The organism is Oceanobacillus limi, assembly GCF_900111445.1.
Classification (GTDB): Bacteria; Bacillota; Bacilli; order Bacillales; family Amphibacillaceae; genus Ornithinibacillus; species Ornithinibacillus limi.
This window is the reverse complement of sequence record NZ_FOHE01000015.1, coordinates 1-15,573: the sequence shown is the minus strand read 5'-3', so window position 1 is coordinate 15,573 and position 15,573 is coordinate 1. Positions and strand designations below refer to the sequence as shown.

The window sequence follows — 15,573 nt, the reverse complement described above, 5'->3', positions numbered from 1 at the left end:
ACTGCAATTCTTTTTATCGAATTGCAGTTCCTTTGTTTCCGCGTTTGTTATTCATCTGCCAAGAGTGCATCATAGGCTTCGGATACTTTTTCAAACTCTTCATCTGATTCAATTGCGGCAAGTTCGCCATCCTCATCTATTTTGAGGAAGAATATATCGATGTCACCTTCACTACCTTCCTTAAGGTCTTCTGAAAAACTAACAGCAACATAGTCCGTCCCCTGTAACGTTACTTTCGCCAAGACCTCGACCTCTTGTTCTTCATTTGTTTCATCACTAATTGTGAACACTTCTCCTACTTCAATTGTTTCCATTCTTATGTCATCTCCTCTTTTTAAGTACCGTTATACTATTTTATCTTTGCCTATTTGCATAGAAATATTGCTACTTTTTCCCACCCATTTTCGTAAAGTCACTAAATTTCTTATAAATCGTGAAAGCACTCCTTAAATTTCACAAACAAGCAACTCCATCAATTCCTCAGCTGTTATTACATGTTCACTTCCTCCTTGCGCGATATGTTTTGTACCCCCACCTTTTCCATCGATTTTAGGTAAAACACGTTTCACAAGTTTATTCATGTCATTGGGCAGGCTTTCTCCACTTGCACAGACAAATTGAAGTTTCTTGTCCGCGTTATTCACAAATAAAACAAGATGATCGCTTGTTTTACCAGTAATATATTTCGCTATGTATTGCAACTCTTGCATTGGCCTATTTTGAAAAACACTTTTTACAACCCTTCTATCTTTTATCAAAGTTGCTTGACTCAGTAATGAATCTGCTTCATGATGCATCAGCTTTTGTTTTAATTCGCTAATTGATTTTTCGTATTCTTTCGATTGCTGTAATACCCGATTCGCAGCTATCTCTAATTCTTCCTGTGGCGCACTTAATGAGGCAGTTAGCTTTTGAATAACCCCGTGCTTCTCTTCAAGCTGCTTCAAAACCCTATTTCCACAAACAAAATATACACGTATATTTTTCTTTTGCTTTTCCCAATGCAAAATCTTTATGGAACTCACTTGTCCTGTTGAATTAGGATGGGTACCACCACAGCCGTTATAGTCAAAGTCTGGTATAATGACAAGTCGTATATTATTCGAAACAGACAATTCCTTTCTTAGTGTATAATTAGCAAGTTCATCTTTTGACACCCACTTCGTTTCGATGGGGCGATTCTCCAATATGATGCGATTTGCTAACTCCTCTACCTTATGGAGTTCCCCATCCATTAGTTCATTTGTATGAATGTCAATCGAGCATATCTCTTTTCCCAAATGAAAACTAATCGTCTTGTGTCCATAAGTCTCTTCAAATGCTGCCGATAATATGTGTTGACCTGCATGTTGCTGCATATGATCAAAGCGTCGTTTCCAATCAATTTCTCCAATAATCTCTTTGCCGAACTCGAATGACTCATCTACATAGTGTCGAAGCTCCCCTTCAACTTCTTTCACATCATCTACATGCATACCATCAAGTGTTCCTGTATCATGAGGCTGTCCACCCCCAATTGGGTAAAAGGCTGTTTGATCCAGTACAACATAATGCCTACCCTGTTCATCCCTCTTTGCCAGCTGTATCTTTGCTTTGAACGAACAAAGATAAGGATCATGATAAAACAATTTTTCTGTTTCCATTCCTCCACACACCTAACTAAATTTACTATTTCCCTACAACCATCATATCTATAATAGCCCCCACAAGCAATCTCGATGTATCTAGGTGCCTGGCACCTGTCGATAAAAAATACAGGCCCCTCTCGTCTAAAGGGACCTGCTTTTTTAATCGCCTAATATTTCTCGTGTTCTATTTAAGATTTCTTCATCTTTTAAACGGAACTTAAATTCTACTCGACGCGAATCATCTGCACTATATTCTCCATTTTCATCGGTTCTGACATCCGTGTAAGATTTACTGTTAACTGTTAATTTTTCCTCCAAATGTTGTTGGATATTTTTATACGGAAACTCATCTCCTAAAATATATTCTGCTACACTATACGAACGTTCTTGAGCTAGCTCTAAATTATATAAATATCCTCCATTACGATCTGTATGACCTTCTATAATAATCTCTGCTACGTATTCCTCATATTCACTTCCTAACAAAATATCTAAATACCTTGGGACAAATTCATTTAAAAATTCAAAGGACTCCGATTTTAATTCTGCTTCATCAAACTCAAATAGAATATCGGTATTAAATATAATCGCACCTGTTTTTTCATCTACCTCTATCCCCATCGAAGCATCATTAAACTCTTCTTTCATCTCATTCACAAGTTTTTCTCGAACCCCCATGATTTGGTCAATCGTTCGCTTCATCTCCTCAATCTGTAATGATTTAATAATCATCATTGTAATGAATATCAAGATAAAACATAAGAGGATCGTAGTAAGTAAATCGGTAAATGATGGCCAAAAATGACCATCGTCACCTTCTCTTCTAAATAGTCGCTGATATTTAGTATTCATTTTGTCTCATTCCCATGTTAGGACCCATCCCATTTTGCCTTGGTGCTGCTTGTTGTTGGCCAATTATTCCTAATTGTCGATTTAGAGACTGTATTTCTCTGCTTAGCTCCTGCAACATTTGTTGTGTGTAGCGAGAATTACTTTGCAAAATTTCCTCCGATAACCTCCTAATTTCCTGAAACTCGCGCTTTATACTATCATTTGTTGTTTCCAATGAATTCGATATATTACGAACAACATGGTCGATTCTGTCGCCAAGTGTTCCTTCTAAACTATTTACATAACTCGAAAGTGTATCCTTAAGTATGCCTACACTTGCCTCGAGCTGGTTTTCTTTGTTATGAAATACTTGGTTCATTTGCGTGATAGTACTATTTATTTCTTGAATGAGCTGATTGTTCTTCATTCCAACTTGCTCGTACGTTTGTGAAGCTTCCTGCATGTGTTTTTCAAATGCCATTGAGTCCGTCACATGTTTTTTCAAATGTTCATTAAAGTTTCGATTAAATTCCTTTAGTTCTTCAAAACGATCTGATAGTAAATGTTTATGCTCTGCTTGCGTCCGGTTAATCACTTCGAGAGCTTGCGGCAACTGAACAATCGATTCACCAAGCCGGTCAAAATCTTTTGTTAACTGACCCAAGTAAGAGCTAATTCCAGATAACTCCGAATGTAAATCACTACCAAAAACTTGTTTAAAATCTTTATTATGAGCTTCCATTTTATTCGTTAGTTCATTGCATTGATGCATAATTCGATCAAATGTATCCTGCACCGATTTCTGCTCCTGTAGAATTGATGATGTGAACGTTTTTAAATCCACTACCGACTCATCAAATTTATCGAGCGTGTCGACCTGGGCTGTAGAAACCTCCTTGACTTTTTCAAACGTATTTTCAAATGCTTTAACCATTCGTTCATTTTTACGATCTAGGTTTTTAAAATAGGAAAATAGCGAATCAAAGTTTTCATTTAAACGTTTCGTTCCTTCGCTGAACCCATCGGTTACTTCCTTCATATTCTCAAATAGTTCTTGAAATTTTGTAAGGTTGCTGGACAACCCTTCATTAAACTTCGCTAAGTCTTGTGCAGATTGTTGTAATCCAGTTGTGTACTCCTGAAACCCTTCGAATGCCTGTTCAATCCCTTGTAATGATTGTTGATTCGATTTCTGGAGATTTACAATTGATTGATTAATAGATTCCGAAACATCAATAAGTCGCCCCATTCCATTTTTCTCATTTCCTTCCAGAAAAGATTCAACTTTTAACATAATGTCCGTTAACATATGCTCGTTATTAAATACTTTCAAAAGCACCGTCATAATAAGGGAAAACCCCATACCTGCAATACTCGTATAAAACGCAATATCGATTCCTGATAATACACTTGCCACATTTTCAACTAATTGATCTCCTGTCCCATTAATACTACCTAATGATATGGTCAATCCAATAAACGTTCCAAGTACCCCTGTTAAAATGAATATGGAAACGGTCATTTGAACCATTTTTATCAAACTTACAACTGGTACAGAAAAAACACGCCAACTAGAAAACTTTTCTTGGACAAAGGTTTCAACCCTTACCGATTCACTATGTTGCTTTTGGTCGTACTCCTCTTTAAAAGCTGATAAAGGAGCAATATCCATTCGATTCGTTCCGTTTAAATAATTTCGTAACCTTTTTAATCTACTGTATAAAGCAAGATGGACAAATAACGTAACGATGAACGTAATGAACAAGATCATAAAAATCAGCTCGATCATCGGATTAGACAAAATAGCCTCTACTTTCTGCTCACTCGCAAAAATCCCCAATATAGATTCCAACATTATTTCCTCTCCCCATCAAAAAAATCTATCCTCACTACCATCCTATTCCAGGCTTGACCAAATCATGAAAATAATTCGGCGCCATTTCGGTGCCTGGCACCTATCGAATTTTGCTGGTAGGCTACTTGCTTTTTCTATTTGTTATACAATGTTGGTTTCTTAGACAAAATAATGACTAGATACAATGACAGGGAGATTTTTTATGCATTCTATATTAGATACCTTTCTTGGTAATATGACAACAATTATCGCCTTTATGTTTATTGCCCTTAAACTAAAAGAGTTGATCATAACTAGGATTCAAATTTCATCTTATTTACTATTGTTAACTCCTATTTTAGTTAGTTTGTTAAGTATGCTCATTATGCACCACCCGTTAGAATATAACGGAATGCGAATTGATTTAAGAGGTGTACCATTGTATTTTATCTCCTATGTAATGGGATGGAAATAGGGATTCCTTTCCTTGCCCCTTCCTGCTTGGTATCGATATCATCTAGGTGGGCCAACCGTTTTTGAAGGATTACTCTTAGGGATTTTAATTCCATACCTTTTTGGAGCTTTGTTTCATAAGGGGAAAAAATTTAATCCACCTCAAACAATTGTTCCTATTAAACATATGCTAATAGGATTTTTATGTTACCAGGTTGCTTTTTCGATACTTTTGCTTTTGACTACACCAATTGATTTCTATTTGATCATTATCATGTTTTCATTCCAAACCTTAGCCCTATTAAGTATCGGTCTAATGCAAAACGACGCCAACCGGAATTACCTTTATAGAAATGAGTTAGAGTATTACTCAAGACGTGATAGCATTACGAATTTATATAATCTCAGACATTTCAAAAATAAAGTAGAACAACTTATTGAAAGTAAGCAAAGAAAACCCTTTTATATCGCCATGATTGATGTTGATTTTTTTAAACAATACAACGACACACATGGACACCCTGCTGGAGATAAAGTTCTAAGGACAGTTGGAGAACTTTTAACAGAAAACTTACGATCAGAAGACCTGTTTGCACGATACGGAGGAGAGGAATTCATCATTTGTTTACCAAATCTAACGAAATCACAAACAGCTTATGAAATTGTAGACCAATTTAGAGAAGCAGTTGAAAAATATAAATTCAAAGGGGATGAAACCCAACCAACTGGTAAAATAACTGTTTCCATTGGACTAAGTGGAGAATCGAAAGGAAAAACACTAGATGTGTTAATTAATGAAGCCGATCAAGCGTTATATATAGCCAAAAAAGATGGTAGAAATAATACTGCATTTTTCAAATAGAAAAGAACTCCCGCTTACTCATCTGGGATATACCAATTTCTAGTAAGGATAGCCAAATCCACTCTTGTCATAATAAGAATAATCAATATTATTCTGGAGGTATTATGGAAATTCGATTTGATCGGTTATTTTCTAACCCTACGCTGTTTCAATATGGTTTTTTCATCTTAATGTTTTCCGGAATTATTTTAAGTAAATTTTCGATTGATGGCCAATCCAATTTCTATATCCTATACATCTTTAGTTCAATTTTTTTAGGTATTGGCTTCTATAATAGCTCAATTTGGTTGATTGCCTTGCTTGCATTAGGCATTGTAGTTTCAAGATCCTTCCTACTTTCAGAGCCTGATCTTACCATTACTGCCTTTATTGCCTATTTGTTTACGTACGTTACCATCACTTTTATTTCTGTCGGATTAATGAAAAGCACCCAACAAGTAAAGAAGGATAATTTATCCTTAATAACAGCACTTTCAAATGCCATTGATTCTAGGGACAAGTATACAATGAATCATTCCAAAAACGTTGCAGCCTATTCCGTGCAAATTGCAGAAAAAATGAACTTACCACCAAATATCTTACAATCTATCCGAATTGGTGGTTTACTCCATGATATAGGCAAAATAGGAATATCAGAGTATATCTTAAATAAACCTGGAAAACTAACAGAGGAAGAATTTGCGGTCATTAAATCTCACCCTATAATTGGCTACGACATGATCAAACATATTGATTCTTTTCGAAAAGATGGGATCCTTCATATTGTGTTATATCATCATGAAAAGTATGACGGAACTGGTTATCCGAAAGGGCTAAAAGGTAAAGAAATACCCTTAGTTGCCCGTATTGTATCCGTAGCTGATGTGTTTGATGCCATGTCCTCCAAACGTATCTATAGAGATGAAATTGACTATAACGTTGTGTTGACTGTCCTGCAAGAAAATAAGGGAACACAATTTGATCCAGAAATAGTAGATATATTTATAAGTCTATATAAAGAACAAAAAATCACCCCTCCAATTGATTAAATCAAATAGGTGCCAGGCACCTGTCGAATATCGACAAGTGCCTGGCACCTTACTTGATAAATTTTTTATAATATACCAGCAAAATTAGTAGTAGAATAGGATTTATGGCTAATGAATGCCATATACTCCACCATCCATAGTTAAAATACCCCCATGGTTGAGGGAAAAGTGTAATTAACTCATAAATCAATAATGGAATTTCCCAGTAAATAAAGTAACGTATTTGCTTCCATAAAGATCCATCAAACGGATACCAGTTTATAAACATCATATTTACTGGTGGAATCAATACTGTATGGGCAGGTAAGCCTGCCCAATCAACCGCTTTACTAAAATACCAATAACCATGATACTTAACATCAACAAAGATATCAAAATTCATTTGAAAGGCAATCGTAAAAACCCAAATATGGGCAATTTGACTTGCGTTTAAGTTTTTATTTGTTTTGAATGCTAAATAATTAAAGAGAATTATTGCAGTAATTTGTCCAACCATACTATTTTCCTTTGTAAATTATTGATTAATCCTTAAAAACTCAAAAAAATACTCCCTAGTATCACTAATTATTCGGTTAATCATATACTTCCCATCTATGGAAAAATTTATTTAATCTTTTTAATTAATACGTGGAGGCACCAATTTCAACCCAAAAAAAAGCTCTGAAAAATCTCAGAGCTTCTAACAAACGATCTATATTGCACGTCTATGCACCAATCTTCTCTCACGTCTTATCTCCCTTAATACTTGCTTTAGTTTTCGTTCATTTTTTAAAATTCCATCTAACAACTTTACCGTACCATAGGCAGCTTCTACATTTAGAAATTCGGAGTCTGTATGTTCGTTCGAATACCCGACAGAAAGATTCACACTTTGTATTCCATGTTCTGCCCATATTCTCGTATCACTACTTCCTCCCGTCGTGACCTTCCAACCAGGTATCCCTTCCAAAACTGCAATTTCCTCGAACAAGGCACCATACGCGTCATGACAAAACGGGATTGATCCTCCACACGTGGTTACGATATCTCCTGTACCTCTACGGTCAACAACAATCGCTGCATCTGTTCCCCAAAGGAAGTAATCATTTACCTTTCTTGCTCCTACTAATCCACATTCCTCTTCTACTGTAAAAATAAACTTAACTCTCCCCCTAAATGAGGAGTTATTGTGAAGGTATTCCGCAACGTGAAGAAGAATGGCTACACCAGCGCGGTCATCTGCACCTAATATTCCCTTACTGCTATACCACCTGTTACCTTCTTTCATAACGCTGCGTTCATCCTCCAACTCATGAGCGATATCAAGGTGAGCGTTTAATAGAATGGTTGGTCCGTTACCTGTTCCATACGTTTTCTCAGCTAAAACATTTCCTGCGTGATCTACGGTTACATGATCTACAAATGGTGTTAGCTTGTCGAGGACAACCCTTCTAACCCGTTCCTCATTACCACTTTTTCCTGGAATAGAAAGCATTTCCTCTATTAAAAATAAGAATCGTTTCTCTTTCATATATTCGATGCCATGACTTAGCCAGCTTTGGTCTACCTTGCCAAGTTTTTCTGCGAGGTCAAGAAGTTCTGCACATGTTATGTGCAAAGATACATGGTAATGATTCCTACGCTTGCGACAGTTCACTTGTTTTATCCCCAATGCAAGAAAAAGCTCTGTTACCACTTCGATATCATTATCCTTCGTTAATAAGACATGTGGCACTCGTCTGCCATGACCATCACAAGAGCCCGTCGTATGAAATCCTAAACGGTTTAATTGCCTAACAACCCCACTTATATACGTATCAAGCTCTTGAACGATTGGTTGTTCTTTACCAGATTGGAACCACACCCCTTCTCCACGACCTCTCCCCTCATAATCGACTGCTTTCAACCATTCTTCTTCCGTAACTGGCTGATCCAATAACTTTAGTAGTCCACTTTCAAAAGTATATGAAATATGAAGCTTCTCTAGGCTATCCAATAGAAAATCTACATTCACTCCGGTCTCACTTCTACAATCAAAACTACAATTTCCTATTTGATTCATTAACCATCCATGTCGTAAAAATAATTGATTCCAATTTTTCATCGTTACATCATCTCCCTTTTGTTTGTGATTTTAGTATCGCAAAAGGGCGATGACCGACCTGTCATTCCTGCAAAATAAATGTTTCATCACTGCGATGAATGATACAATACTCGAACATACCATTATAAAAATATGCGGTCTCTCGTGACCCATTTTTATTTTCAATGAGCTTATCTTGTATGTTTAAGTCCTGTAATTTCCTGCGTAACCGCGTTATATTTTGGACATATGTATTGGTTGGAATTTCCCCAGAATTATTAGATTTTGCAAAAATATCAAAGATATCGTACTTTGTTACAGGTTGATTCCTAGAACTTTTCATAAAAAAATATCGTAGTATTTCTGCTTGATTTTTATTAAGTCGTACTTCTGAATGATTAAAAGATAGTAAATCCTCTCGACCCGTTAAATCTAAAATAATTGTGTTCTTGCGTTCCATTAAATTTTCATATTCTTCTTTGCTCATGTATTTACTTTCTTCCTTTGTTACAACTTTATATGCATGCCTTTCTAAATATTTCGTATTCTCATTAATGAGGGGATATAACGGCGAAACTTCGTATTGGGGTAGCTCCTCCCTACTCATTTCCATCCCCAGCTTATCAAGTTTTTCGTGTGCATTGGCAGCAATAAACAGTCCACAATTAGCCAAATATAAATGGCTGTTATAAAGCTGTTGCTCATTCATTTCATATGTAGAATTATTCTGTTGTTGATAGTTTATAGCATGTTGAAAATATTTTAGGGAGTCACTATAATTTTTATTTTTATAGTTAAGGAAGCCTAAACGATAATAGGCAATAGGAAGGTTACGCTCATATCGAATCGCTTTTTTTAAACTCATCTCAGCAGCGCGATCATCCTTTTTATATACCGTTTTTAAGTAAGTTCCATATTCTATAAGATAAAAAATCAATTGTTCCCTAATCTTATGTAGACTAAAACGATAATGACTATTTTTGCTAGCAGTAATCTTCTTATAAAGTTCCTCATAAACACCAATCAAACGGGAGAAAGAAACATCCTCCGAAATATCCCTTTCCTTCAAAAGTTCCTCCTCTAAATCCAACAACTCCTCAACAGACAGATCACGAAAACCCATCCAACGACCCCCTCCTACTCTTCTTTGGTCCCTCTTTCTCTTTGGTGCCTGGCACCTGTCGTTTTTTGTTAATCACCAATGCTTATACAATATCAAATAAGTCTCCTATCCATCTTCCTAACCCTCTAATCAAGAAGACTAATACTCTAAACGGGAAAATAATAACCTCTGGAATCCAAAACAACACATCGGCCAAGAAATCTATAAATGTATGTCTGTCATTGTCTTTTTTTCTTCTTCGTGTACTTTGCTTCTTTCTATGCCACCATTTTTTCATACCGTCCTCCTCTCTGGTCCATTTCCTGTTTTTACTTCAGAAGGATCGGAAATGTTTCAAGTATTCTGCAATCAAATCTTTGTACTGTTCCGATACCCGGTATTACATTACCACATCTTTTTTTATAGACATTACGTCGGCATCTGTCATGTATTCTAAGAGCATACCGCCTCTCTAATTTTCAAAATTATCCCCTTCCGTAGATAACCCGGCATGCACTCTCTTCGTTATAAGATGTTACTAATCTCCCAAGGCTTTTCTGAACTGCCCAGCGCTGATGTTCATGAACGAGCTTCATTATTGCTTCTTCTGTATCGATCCATATTAAGTTATGATCTTCCTCTACTGGTATTGCCATTAATTTCCCGGGATCACATAAATAAAAATAACCTCTATTAAGATAATGTGTATCCTCATTTTTCGAGTAAAAATATTGCTGTGCACTTCCTATAAACTGACCAATGGAAATTTTCATTCCCATTTCTTCCTTTGCTTCCCTAATAAGACATTCCTTATGTGACTCATTCTTTTCTATTCCACCACCAGGGAGAAAGAAATGAACATCATTTGTCTGAATTAACGCTACCTTTTTCTTCCTATTTGTAAACAATATACCGTAAACAGCAGGACGAAAAATATATGTTTTTCCCCATTCCTTCTTACCAAATGAAATCATGATTAGCAAACCCCCCCTTCAATTAATATGATTGAGCAAAGCTTTCACTTCATATATCATAATTTTCAGAATTGAATGAGTGCCAGGCACCCGTCGAATTTCGACAGGTGCCTGGCACCGAATGGTTAATTCTCTTCTTCAAAATCTGGGGATACTGCTCTATTGATGAATAATGCAACGATAAGCGCTATACAGCATAGAGCTAATGCAAACCAATAGGCATGATGGACACCTAATGTCATTGCTTCATTGGCTATTTTTTCTGTCACTGGTCCTTGTGTACTATCTAAGTACGATTTTTCACCATGACTCATAATACTTACAAACACAGAAACTCCTAGAGCACCTGATATTGGCTGTAATGTATTCGCAATAGCTGTTCCATGTGGATATAATTTCTTCGGTAACTCATTTAACGCATTGGTTTGCGATGGCATCATGATTGCAGAAATAGAAACCATTAATGCAATATAAACAATCACAAATGACCACACTGGAACTGCTGGTGAAATATTACTGAAGAATATCATAACTCCAACCAATACCAAGGTTCCTGGAATAATTAACTTACGAGGTCCGTATTTATCAAATAACGTACCCATAACTGGAGATAATAGTCCATTTAATAATGCACCTGGCAATAGTAATAATCCTGTTAATTTAGCTGAATATTCAAGTGGTCCTTGTAAATACATTGGCATCACAATTTCTGAAGCAAACATCGCCATAATAACAATGACAAAGATAATGACTCCTCTAGCATAGTTATTATATTTAAATACACGAACATCTAACAATGGTTCTTCTAGACGTAATTGTCTTAGCACAAATAATACTAAACTCAATAGACTTACTCCGATAATAAGGATTATGGTAATAGAAGAAAACCCATTCGGATCTTCCCCTGCACTACTAAAGCCGTAGACTAATCCTCCAATCCCTATCGTTGATAATACAATAGAGAAAACATCTACATTTGGTCGAGTCACTTCTCCTACATTTTGTAAGTACTTCCATGCAAATAGAATAGAAAATAATGCAAATGGTATAACCATAATAAACAACCATCGCCAGCCGAGAAGGTCAACGATAACCCCTGATAATGTTGGCCCTATAGCAGGAGCAAACATGATCACTAACCCAAAGGTTCCCATTATTTTACCTCTTACTTCCGGTTTGTATAGTAATAATAATGTATTCATAATGACTGGAATGAGCAACCCTGTACCGACCGCTTGTGTCATTCGCCCTACTAATAGCATCGGGAAATTAAGCGCACAAGCTGCAATTGTCGTACCAATTAGGAATATCGTCATCACACTTATAAACATTTGACGGGTTGTGAACCATTGTATTAATACGGCTGAAATCGGCATTAAAACACCCATTACAAGCATAAATCCCGTAGCCATCCATTGAACGGTTGGAGGATCAACCGAAAACACGTGCATTAATTCCGTGAGAGCAATATTTAATAACGTTTCATTTAATATCGCAAAAAATGCTCCAATCAAAAAAGTTACTAATATTATTTTCGAATTTATTTTTGTCTTCGTTTCCATGTTTTAACACTACCTTCAAAAGTGAATTCTACAAAGAATATAGTATACCTTAATTATCCTCCATTGTCATATTTCGTAGATCAAGCATGAAGATAAGGACAAATCTAGCCATTTCTTGTGTCATATTCTATCAGCCAGCAATCCCGATATTTCCCCTCGTGTAATTCATGACCTGGTAAAATCCGCACCTTTTTAAATCCACATTTTTCATAGCAAGTCAAGGCTCGTTTGTTTGTTGTTTGTGGATCCATAATAATTCGGTCCACATTCTTTTTGTCTATTAAATAATCCACCATTTTTTGTATTAATGCCGTACCTATCCCTTTATTCCAATACATTGTCTCACCAATAAATTGGTCCATTCCAAAAACAACATCCGCATTGGAATCATTTGTAATATTACTCGTGTGGTGGTTTATCGGATAAAATTGAATATAACCAATGCGAACACCCTCATACTCGACAATACAGCGATTCACTTTATCCTTCCGATTATAAAACTTTTTATTTACTTTCTCTAAGTTAAAAGGATTATCTCTTCCTTCATAAAATTCAAGAATTGCTGGATTGGAAAGCCAGTCCACTAATACAGATTTATCCTCTTCCATTAACTTTCGAACACGTAAACGCCCCTTCACCAAAACACCCCATTATTTAAGTGCCAGGCACTTGTGAATATTTGACAAGTGCCTGGCACCGTTTTAATTTGGATACCATTTAGGTATTACTTGTTTGAAATTATCATGGTCGTCTAGCACGGCGATGGAATATTCCCTTAGCAAATCATTTTGTTCGGGAAGTTGGTTTTGTCCCCAAACATATGCAGATACAACATGCATCGCACTGTATAATGCATACAATCTCCAAAACTCCATCGTTACACGATCCCTTCCTCCGTGATAACCGTCTATAATTCCGTTCGTGAATGGTATACTAACCGGTTTCGAAAAGAATCCTAACTTATGTAAATCATGAACCGGATCGCCCCAATCCATGCGCTGAAAGTCAATGATTCCGGCAAACTGGTTATCCTTTATTAATAGATTGGAAGGGTGAAAATCATCATGCTGTATGGTATTTGGTCGGTCTACCATTAGGTGTTCATGTTGTTTAATATAGTCTTTCAGTAAAAGCTTCATATCCTCTTCAAGGTTAATTTTTTCCAATTGGGAAATATACTTATCGCTTTTCTTTTTCTTCGTCTCATACCAGCCCGAATATTCCTTTGGAGCAGGTATGTGATGTATCTTCCTTAATTCTTCCCCTGCTCGATAACCAGCTTTGTATTGTTCTCTATCCGATAAATACTTTAAAGCTACTTCTCCATCCTCACCTGGAAGAAAGGTAAGAATCATATAACTAAGTCCTAGTTCTTCTATCGTATCAAATGCTATTGCTCTCGGAACATAATCTGAATGAGTAGCTGCAATGGTAATATACTCGAACTCTTCCATGCGTTCTGTGGCTGTTTGACTAGAAAAAGTTCTGAGTAAATAGGTATCATCAATGATATATTTGTTATCAGAAGAAAATCCTTTATGTAGCTCCTTAACAGAAGAATTGTTATTTATAAAAGAATGCTTGTCAATTACTTGTTGGGGCAAAGTGTCCGTCACTATCCTCCACACTCCTATTAAATTAATTAATAATTTCTTTGTGCTTTCCGTACGCTATTAACGTCTCAAAAGGATCTCCTGTTAATCCTAAGACCTTACAAAAAGCTGGTTCAGTCTTATACCCTAGCTCCTTCAACTTGATTATTTCTTTTTTAATTTCTGGATGTTTCTTTAAAATAGCATTTTCAATCACCATATGGAGATAAGCATTTTGTTTTTTTACATCTTGTGGGTGACCAAATAATTCAAACTCAAATGTATGGTACAAAAAATTAGCTTTCATAACAGGTACACCTCTAATAGATGTTTGTTTCACTCTAAATTCTTCTTCCATTCCGTATAATTGTTTCACTTTCGTTTCAAATAACTTATAATCTGTAACTTTCATGATAATGTCTAAATCGGATCCATCTACATCAATTCCAAGCGGTATTGTGCCACATAAGATTGGGTCAAAATCTAGTAAGTCCTCCATTACCCCGAGCTCATTTATTGTATGAAAAGCGACTTTTTGTTTCTCACTACCAAATTTCAAATAATCAATTGTTTCGAAAGTGGTCATCCCCTCTTATCATTTTACCTTACTATTATCTTCGTTCTTGTTTACTTTATCAATTATTATTTTATTCAATTAATTCCGAACTGACATTTAGTACATCAAAACAAAGCAAAAGACCGTATGTCTTTTGCTTCTCATCTATTCATTCACTTTACAAACCCCGTCCCGGAATGCGTTTTCTATAGACTCTAACGATACGAATAGATTTCTTCAGCATCACTCGGAAGACGTTTTACATGGTTCAAATACTGTAACACCTGTTGATATTCTTCATTTGGGTAATTAAACTGACAGGAACTTGCTACAAATCTTGCTGTTTCCTGGAAAAAATCAGCCATCGAAAGCAAAGCTTTCCAGACACATTCATACCTTGCACGAGGATAGGTATCCAACATTTTTTTCCAATCACGTTTAGAAAGGTATTTTTCTAGGTATTTAGCCGACTTACCACTACTGACAGAGAAAGCTGTTTCAATTCCTACTTTCCATTCGAGCATTGTTAAGAGCATATTCCGAACAATAGATAGATGCTCTTGCGCATATAGGATTTCTTTTCTCCATAAACCTTTTGCCACGTATGTTGAAACCCACCAAAATTCATTACAGCAATCTGAAAATTCCTCTGCACTTGGTCGCTTGATCCAATAGCCCTTGTCATTAGGAGGTAAGAGATTAGGAAGTCGATCATCTTTATCGAGTAAAATAACGGTCAATGTGGACCTCTGTCAAGAAAGTGGACACCTAAATAACGAAACGGTGTTAATCTTGTCTTAACTTTTTCTAATTGTAGATGACACCGTGGATGGGTCAAGCCCAAACCGCTTGACCCATCCACGGAATCATCTGGCTAGTCGCTAAGTTAGACAAGCCACCAACATGTCAATCCTCCACTTATGCAGAAATCACCTCATCAAATTTTTCTGCATACTCAATTGGAGATAAATAATCTATTGATCCGTGAATTCTTTTGCGGTTATAAAAAAACTCAATATAACGATAGATTTCAGTGTACGCCTGTTTTTTCGTTTGAAACCGGCGACCTTGTATCAACTCTTTTTTTAA

General features: G+C 36.1%; 18 protein-coding genes. 3 read left to right on the top strand and 15 right to left on the bottom strand.

The annotated features are described in order from the left end of the window. Window positions 1-47: 47 nt before the first annotated feature. The 4 genes from BMX40_RS14545 to BMX40_RS14530 all read right to left on the bottom strand — a co-directional run bounded on the left by BMX40_RS14545 (window position 48) and on the right by BMX40_RS14530 (window position 4,314). Complete coding sequence (locus BMX40_RS14545) at window positions 48-314, bottom strand: DUF1292 domain-containing protein (RefSeq protein WP_090871193.1); 267 nt, start codon at window positions 312-314, stop codon at window positions 48-50. 132 nt (window positions 315-446) lie between these two features. After that, entirely contained in the window at window positions 447-1,643 is a 1,197-nt protein-coding gene (locus BMX40_RS14540) for an alanyl-tRNA editing protein (protein ID WP_090871192.1), read from the bottom strand. Between the two features lie 144 nt (window positions 1,644-1,787). Then, window positions 1,788-2,480 (bottom strand): OmpA family protein, encoded by a 693-nt coding sequence (locus tag BMX40_RS14535; RefSeq protein ID WP_090871190.1) that lies wholly within the window; start codon window positions 2,478-2,480, stop codon window positions 1,788-1,790. Beyond that, window positions 2,470-4,314: a MotA/TolQ/ExbB proton channel family protein gene (locus tag BMX40_RS14530; RefSeq protein WP_090871188.1), complete on the bottom strand. Its 1,845-nt coding sequence runs from the start codon at window positions 4,312-4,314 to the stop codon at window positions 2,470-2,472. Before BMX40_RS14530 ends, BMX40_RS14535 begins: the two co-directional genes overlap by 11 nt. A 202-nt stretch (window positions 4,315-4,516) precedes the next feature. Here BMX40_RS14530 and BMX40_RS20695 point away from each other — a divergent pair, with 202 nt between their 5' ends. The 3 genes from BMX40_RS20695 (at window position 4,517) to BMX40_RS14520 (ending at window position 6,636) form a co-directional block, all read left to right on the top strand. Further along, on the top strand, window positions 4,517-4,768 hold the full coding sequence (locus BMX40_RS20695) for a hypothetical protein (RefSeq protein WP_244513578.1): 252 nt from the start codon (window positions 4,517-4,519) through the stop codon (window positions 4,766-4,768). A 216-nt stretch (window positions 4,769-4,984) separates the two neighbouring features. Beyond that, complete coding sequence (locus BMX40_RS20690) at window positions 4,985-5,608, top strand: GGDEF domain-containing protein (protein ID WP_244513577.1); 624 nt, start codon at window positions 4,985-4,987, stop codon at window positions 5,606-5,608. 104 nt (window positions 5,609-5,712) lie between these two features. After that, on the top strand, window positions 5,713-6,636 hold the full coding sequence (locus BMX40_RS14520; protein ID WP_090871186.1) for an HD-GYP domain-containing protein: 924 nt from the start codon (window positions 5,713-5,715) through the stop codon (window positions 6,634-6,636). A gap of 49 nt (window positions 6,637-6,685) precedes the next feature. On the opposite strand, the gene BMX40_RS14515 is transcribed toward BMX40_RS14520, so the two are convergent. The 11 genes from BMX40_RS14515 to BMX40_RS20950 all read right to left on the bottom strand — a co-directional run bounded on the left by BMX40_RS14515 (window position 6,686) and on the right by BMX40_RS20950 (window position 15,561). Continuing rightward, entirely contained in the window at window positions 6,686-7,132 is a 447-nt protein-coding gene (locus tag BMX40_RS14515) for a hypothetical protein (RefSeq protein WP_090871184.1), read from the bottom strand. 195 nt (window positions 7,133-7,327) lie between these two features. Further along, on the bottom strand, window positions 7,328-8,719 hold the full coding sequence (locus BMX40_RS14510; RefSeq protein WP_090871181.1) for a M20/M25/M40 family metallo-hydrolase: 1,392 nt from the start codon (window positions 8,717-8,719) through the stop codon (window positions 7,328-7,330). A gap of 61 nt (window positions 8,720-8,780) precedes the next feature. Further along, window positions 8,781-9,821, bottom strand: a complete 1,041-nt coding sequence (locus BMX40_RS14505; protein WP_090871179.1) for a helix-turn-helix domain-containing protein — start codon at window positions 9,819-9,821, stop codon at window positions 8,781-8,783. Window positions 9,822-9,903: 82 nt separating this feature from the next. Further along, window positions 9,904-10,098 (bottom strand): hypothetical protein, encoded by a 195-nt coding sequence (locus BMX40_RS14500; protein WP_090871177.1) that lies wholly within the window; start codon window positions 10,096-10,098, stop codon window positions 9,904-9,906. Window positions 10,099-10,285: 187 nt separating this feature from the next. Next, window positions 10,286-10,774 (bottom strand): NUDIX hydrolase, encoded by a 489-nt coding sequence (locus BMX40_RS14495; protein WP_090871175.1) that lies wholly within the window; start codon window positions 10,772-10,774, stop codon window positions 10,286-10,288. Window positions 10,775-10,899: 125 nt separating this feature from the next. Continuing rightward, window positions 10,900-12,336: an MDR family MFS transporter gene (locus BMX40_RS14490; protein ID WP_090871172.1), complete on the bottom strand. Its 1,437-nt coding sequence runs from the start codon at window positions 12,334-12,336 to the stop codon at window positions 10,900-10,902. Between the two features lie 104 nt (window positions 12,337-12,440). Beyond that, window positions 12,441-12,974, bottom strand: a complete 534-nt coding sequence (locus BMX40_RS14485; RefSeq protein WP_244513576.1) for a GNAT family N-acetyltransferase — start codon at window positions 12,972-12,974, stop codon at window positions 12,441-12,443. Between the two features lie 63 nt (window positions 12,975-13,037). Further along, entirely contained in the window at window positions 13,038-13,952 is a 915-nt protein-coding gene (locus BMX40_RS14480) for an aminoglycoside phosphotransferase family protein (RefSeq protein WP_244513574.1), read from the bottom strand. Window positions 13,953-13,974: 22 nt separating this feature from the next. Then, window positions 13,975-14,514: a DUF4269 domain-containing protein gene (locus BMX40_RS14475; protein WP_090871170.1), complete on the bottom strand. Its 540-nt coding sequence runs from the start codon at window positions 14,512-14,514 to the stop codon at window positions 13,975-13,977. A gap of 185 nt (window positions 14,515-14,699) precedes the next feature. Then, complete coding sequence (locus tag BMX40_RS14470; RefSeq protein WP_090871167.1) at window positions 14,700-15,224, bottom strand: aminoglycoside 6-adenylyltransferase; 525 nt, start codon at window positions 15,222-15,224, stop codon at window positions 14,700-14,702. A 178-nt stretch (window positions 15,225-15,402) separates the two neighbouring features. Next, on the bottom strand, window positions 15,403-15,561 hold the full coding sequence (locus BMX40_RS20950; RefSeq protein ID WP_425287863.1) for an IS3 family transposase: 159 nt from the start codon (window positions 15,559-15,561) through the stop codon (window positions 15,403-15,405). Between the last annotated feature and the right edge of the window lie 12 nt (window positions 15,562-15,573).